The 12,572-nt window shown below is 46.7% G+C and carries 8 protein-coding genes; 5 read left to right on the top strand and 3 right to left on the bottom strand.

What is annotated here, in order from left to right:
- The first annotated feature begins 23 nt into the window (after window positions 1-23).
- On the top strand, window positions 24-1,205 hold the full coding sequence (locus tag ACYX4O_RS18810; RefSeq protein ID WP_476353110.1) for an efflux RND transporter periplasmic adaptor subunit: 1,182 nt from the start codon (window positions 24-26) through the stop codon (window positions 1,203-1,205).
- On the top strand, window positions 1,205-4,294 hold the full coding sequence (locus tag ACYX4O_RS18805) for an efflux RND transporter permease subunit (RefSeq protein WP_476353109.1): 3,090 nt from the start codon (window positions 1,205-1,207) through the stop codon (window positions 4,292-4,294). The genes ACYX4O_RS18810 and ACYX4O_RS18805 overlap by 1 nt, the downstream gene beginning before the upstream one ends.
- A 523-nt stretch (window positions 4,295-4,817) precedes the next feature.
- Here the strand turns inward: ACYX4O_RS18805 and murJ are convergent.
- The 3 genes from murJ to csaB form a co-directional block, all read right to left on the bottom strand.
- Entirely contained in the window at window positions 4,818-6,347 is a 1,530-nt protein-coding gene (gene murJ / locus ACYX4O_RS18800; protein ID WP_476353108.1) for a murein biosynthesis integral membrane protein MurJ, read from the bottom strand.
- A gap of 493 nt (window positions 6,348-6,840) precedes the next feature.
- On the bottom strand, window positions 6,841-8,037 hold the full coding sequence (locus ACYX4O_RS18795) for a glycosyltransferase family 4 protein (RefSeq protein WP_476353107.1): 1,197 nt from the start codon (window positions 8,035-8,037) through the stop codon (window positions 6,841-6,843).
- A 175-nt stretch (window positions 8,038-8,212) separates the two neighbouring features.
- Entirely contained in the window at window positions 8,213-9,319 is a 1,107-nt protein-coding gene (gene csaB, locus ACYX4O_RS18790) for a polysaccharide pyruvyl transferase CsaB (RefSeq protein ID WP_476353105.1), read from the bottom strand.
- A 167-nt stretch (window positions 9,320-9,486) separates the two neighbouring features.
- Here csaB and ACYX4O_RS18785 point away from each other — a divergent pair, with 167 nt between their 5' ends.
- The 3 genes from ACYX4O_RS18785 to ACYX4O_RS18775 are packed head-to-tail and all read left to right on the top strand — an operon-like array spanning window position 9,487 to window position 12,568.
- Complete coding sequence (locus tag ACYX4O_RS18785; RefSeq protein WP_476353103.1) at window positions 9,487-10,764, top strand: nucleotide sugar dehydrogenase; 1,278 nt, start codon at window positions 9,487-9,489, stop codon at window positions 10,762-10,764.
- A 12-nt stretch (window positions 10,765-10,776) separates the two neighbouring features.
- The gene (locus tag ACYX4O_RS18780) at window positions 10,777-11,490 is read left to right on the top strand and encodes a WecB/TagA/CpsF family glycosyltransferase (protein ID WP_476353102.1); all 714 of its coding nucleotides are present in this window, start codon (window positions 10,777-10,779) and stop codon (window positions 11,488-11,490) included.
- Window positions 11,491-11,548: 58 nt separating this feature from the next.
- Complete coding sequence (locus ACYX4O_RS18775; RefSeq protein ID WP_476353100.1) at window positions 11,549-12,568, top strand: GNAT family N-acetyltransferase; 1,020 nt, start codon at window positions 11,549-11,551, stop codon at window positions 12,566-12,568.
- Window positions 12,569-12,572 lie beyond the last annotated feature (4 nt).

The following is a 12,572-nucleotide window of genomic DNA, read 5'->3' as shown; positions in this document are numbered from 1 at the left end:
CAACAGAGGGGAGTACGAGAAGAATGAACAAGAAAGTATTAGCCGGGGCGTTTGCTGTACTTACACTCGTAATGGGAGCATGCTCAGACGATTCAACAGAAGACACAGCGTCAGAGGTAGAACAAGTCACGCCAGTAGAGGTGGCGCAAGTAAGTCAAGGCGACCTCGTCGTTGAGCGAGAAGTATTTGGACGAGCGGTTCCGAGTAAGAACGCTCCAATTTTGCCAAAGTCGACGGGTGAACTAGTCGAAGTGAATGTCTCAAAAGGGGACACCGTACAAAGAGGGGATGTTATTGGTCGCGTGAGCGCATCAAACGTAAACGATCAAATTCGCGTTCAAGAAATCTCGGTCCAATCAGCAGAGAAGCAGCTCGAAGCAGCACGCAGCCAGCGTAACTCAGCAGAAGAAGCCCTCGTGAGTGCACGAGCACAACTAGAAGATGCGAAAGAACAGCAAGAAGGACTTTCAGGACTCGCAAAAGAAGCTGCCAAACAAGCGGTGCAACAAGCTCAATCTGGTGTGAATCAGGCAAAGTCTCAAGTTGAAAGTGCTGAAGTGAGTGTCGAGCAGGCACAGTTACAGGTCCAACAAGCCCAGGCACAGCTTGAACAAACAAGAGGGCAACTGAATAACGCAGCAATTGTAGCCACCGTTTCAGGAGAAGTCACTTCTGTAAACGGCGAAGTAGGAGACATGGTGTCAGGCCAACAGCCATTTGCCACGATCGTGGCCATTAGTCCTATTAACTTGCAAGTCGCCGTTACGGCCAAAGAACTCTCTCTTTTTGAAAAAGACCAGGAGATCCCTGCTTATGTGAGTTCACTAGAGAAAGATGTGACTTCTAAAGTATCCTATATTTCGTCTGTAACAAATGACAGCGGTTTGTATCCAGTTGAAGCAACGGTTACGAATGCAGATGGGAACATTAAACCTGGCATGATGGCGAAACTGCAACTGCCAGAGATGACGGTATCTGATCATATCCTCGTTCCGACCTCTGCTGTCGTGGAGGAAAATACAGAAACCTATGTGTATGTCATTGAAGAAGAGCGCGCGATGAAAGTAGCTGTTGAAGTAGTACGAGCACAATCTGATTTAACAGCGATCAAAGGCGACGTAACGGAAGGAGATCAAGTCGTTACAAAAGGGCAGCTGACTCTGTCTGATGACAACAAGATCCGTATCATGAAGGAGGTAGACTAGTGAAACTCGTCGAAACCTCCGTCAAACGGCCTGTTGGCGTATTTATGATCGTCGTGGCGATTGTCGCTCTAGGGTTTGTTTCCCTTAGAAACTTGACGATTGACCTCTATCCAGAAATTGATCTCCCTATCGCAGTCGTTTCGACCAGCTATCCAGACGCCGCTCCTCAGGAAGTGGAGAAGCTCATTAGCCGACCCGTCGAATCGTCCGTTAGTTCAATAGAAGGAATTAATACCGTTCAGTCTCAATCACAGCCAGGCGCATCACTTGTCATCTTAATGTTTGAGAACGGAACGAACTTAGACAATGCCCTTTTAGACGTCAGGGAGAAAGTGGATCAGATTAAGAGCGTCCTCCCAGAAGATGCGGGGGACCCAAGCATTCTGCGCTTCGACCCGCAACAGATTCCAGTCATGTGGGTCGGCCTATCTGGTAAAGATGCTTCAAGCCTTCAAGGCATTGCAGAAGATAACATTGTCCCATACTTTGAACGACAAGGCGGCGTTGGTTCTGTCAGCATAGAAGGAGGACGCACCCGTGAGGTCCAAGTGCAGATCAACCGTGCCGAGATGGCTCAGTACGGCTTAAATAGCCAGACGCTCGTTCAGGCCATTAACGCTGCCAACCAATCGACCTCAGCCGGCGTACTTGAAAAGGGTGATCAGGACCTCCAAGTACGGATTCAAGGTGAGTTTGAGTCGATCGAAGACGTGAGAGAAACCATAATCACATCGCCAACAGGTGCTCAACTTGAACTACAAGACGTGACGACCGTTGAAGATACTTTCAAAGACGTCACAACCATTTCCCGTGTTAACGGAGAGTCCTCTGTTGTGTTGTCTGTCTTAAAGAAATCAGACGGGAACACGGTTGAAGTGGCCAACAATGTAGCAGCAGCGATGGATGACGTTGAGGAGGACTTACCGAGCGATGTAAGCATGGATGTCGTCTTTGACACGTCCACCTTCATTAAACAGTCGATCCGATCTGTTGTACAAAACATTATTCTCGGTGGCCTATTCTCTGTGCTCATCTTGCTTTTATTCCTGAAAAGTGTGCGCGCAACGATTGTTATTGGAATATCCATTCCAATTGCAATCATATCCACGTTCACGCTTATGTACTTCACAGGCAACACCTTGAACGTTTTAACGATGGGAGGGCTCGCCCTTGGTATCGGGATGATGGTCGACAGTTCGATCGTTATTTTAGAAAATATAGTCGCCTACAGGCAGCAAGGCTATTCGTTAAAAGAAGCAGCGAAAGAAGGGGCATCAGAATTAGCCCCAGCCGTTATTGCATCCACAACGACAACACTTGTTGTATTCTTGCCAATCGTATTCGTTGAAGGAATCGCATCAGAACTATTTACGCCACTCGCCTTAACCGTGTCGTTCTCTCTGATTGCCTCACTCATCGTTTCGATTACGCTTATACCAATGCTGTCATCGAAACTATTAACAAAAGCAATGAAAGATAACGGCCGACGCTACTGGTTCGACCGATTCTTGGATAAGGTCAACAATGGCTATCGCTCCATGCTGAGAGGGGTGTTGAGACATCGCTTAATCACCGTCATTGTCACGATTCTAGCCATTGTGGGGAGCGGATTCCTTGTACCGCAACTTGGAACAGAGTTCATCCCACCTTCTGATCAAGGTCAGATCGAGGTAACCGTTGAAGCCCCATCTGGCACATCACTACAAGGAACCGAATCGATTACAAAACAAATTGATGAAAAATTAGAGCCATATGAAGAGCTCATTTCATCGAATTACTTAAGCATCGGTGGAGGAGGGTTTGAAGGATTTTCATCCACTTCAAACGAAGCCTCTTATACCATTCAGCTTATCCCGCCAGAAGACAGGGAGAGAACAACGTCTACCGTGATGCAGCAAATTGATGAAGACCTCTCCGATATAGTCGGAGCTGAGATTACCGTTAGTGAAATGTCTGCAGGACTTGGCGGCGGATCACCTGTTCAGATTCAGCTGAACGGTGAAGAATATGAAGTCCTGCGAGAGCTTGCTGATCAAATCGTCTGGACGATCGATCAGGTAGAAGGGGTTCACAATCCTGAATCATCTGCATCAGAAGGACGCCCAGAAATCCAGGTCAATGTAGACCGAGATGAAGCGGCTCAATACGGCCTTTCCTATCAGCAAGTGATGAGTCAGGTACAGCTTGGCTTTAGTGGACAAACCGCTACTAGATTCCGGGAAGCAGGTGACGAAGTTGATGTTCGCATCATTCTTCCTGACGAAGAACGCCGTACCATTAGTGACTTAGAATCCATGAAAATTCAAACCGGTACCGGCGATATGATTCCACTAGCAACAGTGGCTGAGCTTGAACAAGTTCAAGGACCAGCAACATTGCTTCGAGAAAATCAACAAAAGCAAGTCAACGTCTCAAGTGAGATCGTCAATCGCGACCTCGGAAGTATCACAGAAGATATCCGTGCAGAACTTGAACGGATTAACTTCCCTGAAGGCTATTCCTACTCCATTGGCGGTCAGGCAGAAGACATGGCCGACTCATTCGGAGACCTTGCTTTAGCCTTGATCTTCTCGATTTTCCTAGTCTACGCCGTAATGGCCGTGCAATTTGAGAACTTCCTGTACCCATTTGTCATTATGTTCTCCATGCCAGCGACCATTATCGGAGTACTAGGCGGGCTGTACATTACAGATAAACCAATCAGTGTACCAGCCATCATAGGGGTCATTATGCTCGCCGGGATTGTTGTAAACAACGCGATTGTGCTGGTGGATTACATTAACATCGTCAGACGAAAAGGCGTCGACCGCTACGAAGCCATTTTAGAAGCAGGACCAAGCCGACTACGTCCGATTTTAATGACCACACTCACAACCGTACTCGGGATGATTCCTCTAGCACTAGGACTAGGGCAAGGAGCAGAAGCCCAGCAGCCGATGGCGATTACGATCATATTCGGACTCACCGTCTCAAGCTTCTTCACACTCCTGCTCATTCCAGTTGTCTACACGTACTTCGACGACCTCTCACAGCGCATTGTTCGTCTGTTTAGTAGAGGCAACAAAAAAGCAGCAAAATCAGAATCCTAACCAAAAAAGGACAGGCCGAATAGGCCTGTCCTTTTCATTTATGGAAGCTGGGAGAATGTTTCCGTTTGCTGTAATTGAGAGTAAGGTGGTTCGGGAAATCACTCGCTTTCCGCGGCGAGCTGGGAAGCCTCCTCAATCGCTACGCGCTTTCCGGGGTCTCCCCTAGGCTCCTCCTGCCGCAGGAGTCTCGCAATTTCCCGAACCACCTTTGCCATATAAGGGAAACGGAAACATGCCATAGATGGTGGTTATGTGGCTATAACCTCCGCCGTATGAGAGCTTCCAGGCCGTTAATCCAAACAATAGCACGGGGTGTCTGGGGAACGGGGAGACTCCTGCGGGAGAAAGAGGTCGACGAGACCCCGCAGGGTGGTCTTCCCGAGGAGGCTCGACAGCTCGCCCGCGGAAAGCGAGTCGTTCCCCAGACACCCCATCCACTCAACTAAAGCAACGGCCCATCTTACTCCCATCCATAGCAAACAAAAACACCTCCCGCATAAGCGGGAGGTGCATAGTGCATATATTAGCCTTGCTTCATACTTTTGCGATCGCGCACTAGGCGCATGAGCTGGCTGAAGCCTTCGCGGTAGAAGATATACAGACCAACTACATAAAAGACAACCCCAACTGGAATAAGAATCACTAGTTCCCAAAGGGCATAAAGCGACTCAATATCTGTAAATGCTTGAATCAAGTAAATCGGAATCGCCATGATCATCGTAGGAATCAACACTTTAAAGAACAGCGCTGGAACCTTCATCAATTCGCTCTTATCATAATCCTGATACACCGCATACGTAACGGCTGATACGTAATACACCGCGACTACTGAGCTTGATAACGCAAGTCCTGGGTAGCCCATCGGCTGAATGAAGACGTAGTTCAGAACAGCGTTTAAGATAATCGTTGTTGAGCTGATGCTTAGTAACTTTTTCGTTTTTTCCTGGGCGTATAATCCCTTCACTCCAATAACAAGGAGACCTTGTGTCAGGATGATCGGAATGTATAGTTGCAGCACGTAATACGTATTCGCTGTATCTTCTGGCGTGAATTTACCACCTTCATAAATAAAGGAGATCGCCGCTTTACCAACGAGGAATGTCCCGACTGCAATCGGTAATAGGGTCATCATTCCGATTTGGTATCCCATATACAGGGTATTTTTGAACTTTTCTTTCTGCTGAGCTTGTTCGGATAACAATGTAAAGATAATCGCAACAATCGTTGTTGTGAAGATCGTGCTCGGGATACTCATGAGGAGCGATGCGTTGTTCAAATACGTCGTTGCTCCTGTATCAATACGAGCGGCGAACATTTTGTTCACGAACACGTTAATGTGACCGACGGATGAGTGAAGGAGGGCAGGGGCTAGTAAGATTAAGAAATTACGCCCAAATTCATCATCAAACTTTAAGCTCGGCATCCATTTGAATCCGCCTCGCTTCAAGGATACAAACTGAATCACAACACCAAGGAACGTACCAAACACAAACCCGTAGGCCATACTGTAAATCCCCCACAGATCGGCGAAGAAGACCAGGAAGAGCGTGGCCATAAGTGTTCCCATAATCTTTGAGATCTGTGTTGGAACGAAGATGCGTCGTGCTTGTAAATAAGACTCGAGCACACCACTTAAAGCGATCACGACCATAAAGATAAAGAACACTTGCGTCAGTTCAATCGTAATATCTAACGTTAACTCAGACCGATCCCCGTATAAGAACGGAACGATATAAGGAGCAAGGAAATACGCTGCCACCGATCCGACTAGGAAAAAGATCGTCGTATAGTTTAATATGCTGTTCGCATTTCGTTCAGCTTTCTTTACATCTGACTTACGATGCTTCACGTAATGGGGTAAGAAAACGGAATTAAATCCGTTTGCAATCAGCGCTAAAATGAGCGTGACAAAAGTAAAGGAAAGCAAGAAGCCGTCGGTGCTTTCGCTTACACCAAATTCTCTGGCCATCATGCTCTCCCTTACAAACCCTAGTAATTTCAACAATAGTGATAGCATCGTAATCCAGATTGCGGTTTTCTTTAATCCAGACATGTTGAATACCTTCTTCTTTCTTCATATACTTGTTTTTCAACGCTTGGAGCCCGTCGCTAAATGAGCGAGCCGGGGAGGAGGGAGTTACTCGCTTTCCATGGACGAACCTTCGAGCCTCCTCGCTTCGCTGTGGGGTCTCGAAGGTCCGTTCTTCCATAGGAGTCTCGCAACTCCCTCCTCCCCTCAGTCAAACGTGGGAGACGGGCCCCCTAGAAAAGGAGCGTTCTTAAGAACTTAAGGATAAGACGCTTTTTAGTAAAGAGCCGTAAATACTCCAATGTACCTTAAACAGCCGGGCCTTTAACAAAAAAATAGCCTGGGGTGTCTGGGGAACGAGGAGACTCCTGCAGGAGAAAGAGGTCGACGAGACCCCGGAGCGAACGAAGTGAGTGAGGAGGCTCGACAGCTCGCCTGCGGAAAGCGAGTCGTTCCCCAGACACCCCGACCACTCATTAAACGTAAAGGCCCTACCCTCATTAAGTCATCTATCCACTTAAGCGTACTGCAATATCTTTTCGTAAATGCTTGAGTAGGATGTGGCGGCTGATACGTGAGAATATTCTTGTTCGATTTTTAGCCGAGCTTGTAACGCGATGCGGTCTCCGAACGACGGATTGGATAGTAGATTAATGACGGCATCGGCGAGGGCTTGGGTGTTTTTCTCGGGTACGAGTAAGCCGTTTTCGCCGTGTTCGATAATTTCTTTTAGTCCGCCTACTTTAGAAGCGATGACGGGTACGCCGCTGCCCATGGCCTCGAGGGCTGAGATGGATGTGGCTTCTTCGACTCCTGCTGAGTGGACAGATGGGATGATGGTGATGTCGCTCATGGCGTAATAGTCTTTCATAATCTCATGAGGAATGTCACCGAGAAAGTGAACATCGCTTTCTGTGCCACCGGATTTCGCTGCGTCTCTAACAGCTTGTTCTTCCTCGCCGCTCCCGGCATAAATGATTTTGGCAGTGGGGAACGTTTGCTGAATGAGAGATAGAGACTTCGCAGGGTAGATGACCCCGTTTTTCTTCGTTAAACGGCGCGGGATAAAGATGAGTTTGTCCTCTTCTTTAAAACCGAACTTGAGACGCAGTTCTTGCTTGCGATCGGTTTGTGGAAGGAATTGGTCGACGTCGATGAAATTGTGGACGCGAATCCCTTCTACACCAGCAAGGTCACGGACATAGTTGCGGATGCGGTAGTCTACCGTGATAACCTGTCGTGTTTTCTGATAGGCTTCCGTTTCCTTCAGCTGTAGAACTTTTGCTTCTTCGCTGTCTGACTTAATCGATCCGCGGCTAATGGCCTCAAACGTCATGTAACCATGAACCGTTGTAACGGTATTCACACCGGCCTCAAGGGATGCGAACGTGGCGTATATATCCTGGGCGTTCACGAGATCATAGGGGTTTTGCTCATGCTTTTTCTTAATCATTTCCTTCAGCATGTTCTGGCGCAATTTATGTCCAAGTAAAATACCCTTCCCAGGAGACATCCGGTTCATAAAGAAACTAGGCCCTTTTGCGAAGAGTTGTTGCTTATAATAAGGCAGGTCACTAAAGGACAGCGTCTCCACGTCATGTCCTAAAGCTCTAAGCCCTGATTGTAACGTTGTCATATGTGTTGAAAGTCCCCCGGTGTGGGGGTAATTGAATACTGTTGCGAGTAGAATACGCATAATGTTCCTCCGAGTCAACGAAATCACGTGTTGGTCTGTGTATAAAGTGTAAAAAGGTAAAGAGTGCCCTTTACCTTTTGAACTGTTCACTATCTATTCTAATAAACGATCCATTATGTAAAGTTTTGGCCTACTTTTATTGTAAGCCATACACGGGCAAAAGAAAATGCCTAAGCTTTGGAGAGGAACCAATCTACGAGAAATGCTTCTTCATCAATGACAGGTTTTCAAGCGCTGCATCCCGTAACGATTGACGCTCAACATCTAACATAGCAACTAATCGCTCCCGATCGTCTAATAGCTGAAGTACGTTCGGATAGAGATCCATAGCTGTGAAGTCATCTAGTGTCGTGGAGTATTCCCACATCCCGGTTCGTTTCGCGAGGCTCTCGACCTTTTTGTCGTAACTAATACCGGCATACGGAACAGAAGCAAGTGTTGCAAAGATCAACGAATGCAATCGCATCCCAATCACCGCGCTACATTCTTTCATAAACTGTAGATACTGATTCGGTGTGAAATCAGATCCTAACACAAAGGTTTGGTCACCGTGTTCCATCAACTCTTGGATCATTCTGGATACAGACGCATCGTGTTCTCCTTCCATAGGAATGAACACAGGGGTAACGCCTCGCTCCTTGATCAAACGATCGATCAAGACAGCCATCTCTTTCTGGTAAGATGTTTCACCGAACCAGGGGCGGACGCTAATGCCAACAATCGATTGGTTCTTTTCTATAGGAAGAGACTCGATGCACGAGCGGTCTTCATGTCCTTGATAAGCAAAGACAATATCAGATGTAACCACCGTCTCAGGACGCGTAACGCCGAGCTTATGAAGGTAGTTCTTGGAATAATCATCTCTTACCGTAATAAAATCAGCCAAGTTACCGAATAATTTCATAAGAAGTTTACCATATCTGCTTGTGACCGGGCCCACTCCTTGAGAGAAGAACATCACTTTTGTGCCACAAAGCTTGGCTAATAAGACAATAAGTAAATAATATGGTAGAGGTCCGAAAATAATACGAGTAGGATATGTATCTTGAAGAAGGCCACCGCCGCCGCTTAATAGAAGGTCAGCTTCACGCAATGCGCGCACCTTTTTCTTGAAATCATGGCGCCAGCCTCTGTAAATACTTGTTACTGAATGTTTAGTTGCGGTTTCGTCAGGGGAAAGGGAGAAAACAGTGAGGTCAGGGTCATCGAGCGATGATCGTAAGTTGTCAATCATAGCATCAAGGATGGCTTCATCTCCTGTATTACCTAATCCATAAAAACCGGAAATCACAATTTTCATAAGTTCATTTCCATTCCTTTTCTGCTTTAGAAACTCAATTTTCATAGTAGCACCTTTTGTCAGAAAATGAAATAATCATTCATGATTCAGACGCAATAACTATTCGCAAAGGTTGGAATTGTTTGCTATACTCTAATCAAATAATAAAGGAGAAAGAAGAGACCGTTATGACTAAAATTTGTGTAATCGGCCTAGGCTACATTGGGCTTCCGACGTCAGCTGTGTTCGCAAAAGCTGGCTATGATGTAGTAGGCATTGACGTAAATAAGAAAGTAGTAGATACATTAAACGAAGGAAAGATTCACATAGAAGAACCAGGCTTACCAGAAGTCGTGAAAGAAGCGGTTGAATCCGGTAAGTTAACAGCTTCAACCGAGGTGCAGAAAGCGGACGTATTTATCATTGCAGTGCCAACCCCTGTTCACGAAGACAAAACAGCTAATACCGATTATGTAGCGAAGGCAACAGAAAGCATTCTGCCTGTTCTTGAAAAAGGCAACACGATTATTGTAGAATCAACGATCCCACCACGTACGATCGATGACGTTGTTGCTCCTGTTCTGCGCGATGCAGGCTGGAACTTAGAAGACAATGATCTATACGTATCCCACTGCCCAGAGCGTGTCATTCCAGGTAAGATCATGGAAGAACTAATCCATAATACACGTGTCGTAGGTGGACTTACACCAGAAGGCGCGAAGAAGGCAGCTGACGTATACCGCTTAGTTGTTCAAGGAGACATCCACGAAACAACAGCCGTAACAGCTGAGATGTCGAAGCTAATGGAGAATACGTTCCGTGACGTGAACATTGCTCTAGCCAATGAACTTGCGAAGGTATCCGATAAATTAGACGTAAACGCACACGAAGTGATTAACTTTGCCAACATGCACCCACGTGTAAACATCCTGCAACCAGGACCAGGCGTAGGTGGACACTGTATCGCAGTTGACCCGTACTTCATTATTGAGAAAGCGCAAGAAGAAACGCCACTCATGCAAACGTCTCGTCAAATTAATGACTCCATGCCTTCATTCGTTGTGGAGAAGATTGAAACGTTAACCGAGAACGTTCAAAATCCTAAAATCGCCGTATTTGGCTTATCTTATAAAGCGAACGTTGACGATGTTCGCGAAAGCCCGGCCGTAACGATTACAAGAAGCCTCCAAAATCATGAAAAAGGCTTTCTTGTAGCGGCACATGACCCATTTGTTAAACAAGACATGACAGACATCCCGCTACACAGTGTGGAAGAAGCTCTTAAAGACGCAGATGTTGCGCTTGTATTAGCGGACCACCGTCAGTTTAAAGAAATCGACGCAAGCTTGTTCGCACAATACATGAAGACACCGGTAGTACTCGATACTCGTAACTGCGTACCTGATCACCAAGATATGACGCTTTACCAAATTGGACACCTAACCGGCCTAAAGCCAATAGACTAAGAGGGATCATCAATGAAGAATGAACAATACATGGGAGTTGAAGTCTCCCCTTTGTCATACGACGAGATTACAGATCAACTAAAGACACGCGTTCAAGCAGGAGACCAATCCACGATTATTGCGGTGAATCCGGAGAAGATCATGAAGGCGCAGGAAGATGCGACCCTTCGTGATCTCATTAACGGTTCAACCTTCCAGATTCCAGATGGGGTAGGCGTATTGCTCGCCTCCCGTTTAAAAGGAGGACAAGTTCGCTCCCGTGTTACGGGTGTGGATATGATGGACCATCTGCTGAAGCTCTCAGCCGAAGAAGGGTATCGTGTGTTCTTTTATGGAGCGAAGGAAGAAGTGGTCTCAAAAGCGATCGACAACATTCAAGCCAAATACCCAGCCATTCAAGTGGCCGGTTACGACAATGGCTATGTACAAGACCAAGAAGCACTAATCGAGAAGATTCAAGCTTCAAAAGCGGACGTCATGTTCATCGCTCTTGGTTCTCCGAAACAGGAACTATGGATCCGCGAGAACAAAGATCGCCTTCCCGTAAAAGTGTTCCAGGGTGTTGGTGGAAGTTTCGACGTTTTCGCAGGTCATGTGAAACGCGCGCCAGCTCCGTTTCGTAAAGTAGGGATGGAATGGTTTTACCGTTTAGCCACGGATCCGAAGCGTTTCAAACGTCAGCTAGCGTTGCCGAAATTCCTCTTTAAGATTGTAACGAAGAAATAAATCGCGAGGCTTGGCAAGCGGTCAGGCCTCTTTGCACTTTATAAAAAGGATGACACTTATGCCAATCAGAACGTACCAGCCAGGAGATGAGCCTAAAATCCAGGCTTTATTTACGAAAGTTTTTCACAAAGAGCGATCTAACGAAGAATGGGAATGGAAGTTTCTCCAACACCCGAACGCTCATAACCCGTGGATTCTTATCTTTGAGGAAGATGGGGAGATCTTAGGCCATATTTCCCTTTGGATCGCTGACGCTTGGATCGATGGGGCACAAAGAACAGTCGGCCTTCGTGTTGATACGATGGTAGACCCCGATGCCAGAGGTAAGGGGATTTATAAGAAACTAAATGAAAAGCTGTTAGAAGAAGCGACGGAGCAAGGAATCGATTTCCTCTACGGATTCCCAGCTGAAAAAGCGAAGGAATTGTTCCTGCGCTATACCGGTGCCACACATCTGACGGATATGCCTCGTTACGTGCTCATGCAACGCCCGGTGGCACTCCTGTCTAGTAAGGTCGCGCCACTTAAGCTGTTCAAAATGCTAGATGCACCGATATCGAAGTGGCAGACGCGTAAGCTAAAGCCACATGGTGGCAGAATAGAGGACGTCTCAGAATTTGATCAAACGTTTGACCAACTTGCTGAAGAGACGAAGCACCAGGCCAAGGCCCACCTCATCCGTAATGCCGCGTACTTAAACTGGCGCTATAACAAGCATCCAGAGAAAACGTACAAAACATTTGCGTATTACAAAGGAGAAACGCTAAGAGGGTACCTCACCTACTCAATTGAAGAGAAACCGGACTACACGAATGGCTTTATTGTAGATTGGCTTGCCCGTGAGGAAGAAGACTGGGACATGCTTATAAGAGAAGCAGCTCAGCGCCTTAAAGATGTGGATGTCGTTCAGACGTGGTCTTTAAAAGAAACACCATCTGCTAAGTCACTTGAGAAACACGGTTTCATCCATAAAGACAGTCCGATGCCCCTTGTTGGGAAGGACATCAGTCAAGACACGGCCCGCCTTCAACGTAAGGAAGCGTGGTACATTACCCCGGGAGACATAGACTCGTTCTAGCTAA

It is taken from the genome of Pontibacillus sp. ABV4_188, assembly GCF_056311905.1.
Note: the sequence above shows the minus strand (reverse complement) of the source record. Positions and strands in the feature narration are given on the sequence as shown.

Coding starts and splice junctions, on each gene's coding strand:
- csaB (WP_476353105.1), bottom strand. CDS start 9,319: ATGAAAATTGTGATTTCCGGTTTTTATGGATTAGGTAATACAGGAGAT.
- ACYX4O_RS18780 (WP_476353102.1), top strand. CDS start 10,777: ATGAAGAATGAACAATACATGGGAGTTGAAGTCTCCCCTTTGTCATAC.
- ACYX4O_RS18810 (WP_476353110.1), top strand. CDS start 24: ATGAACAAGAAAGTATTAGCCGGGGCGTTTGCTGTACTTACACTCGTA.
- ACYX4O_RS18785 (WP_476353103.1), top strand. CDS start 9,487: ATGACTAAAATTTGTGTAATCGGCCTAGGCTACATTGGGCTTCCGACG.
- ACYX4O_RS18775 (WP_476353100.1), top strand. CDS start 11,549: ATGCCAATCAGAACGTACCAGCCAGGAGATGAGCCTAAAATCCAGGCT.
- murJ (WP_476353108.1), bottom strand. CDS start 6,347: ATGTCTGGATTAAAGAAAACCGCAATCTGGATTACGATGCTATCACTA.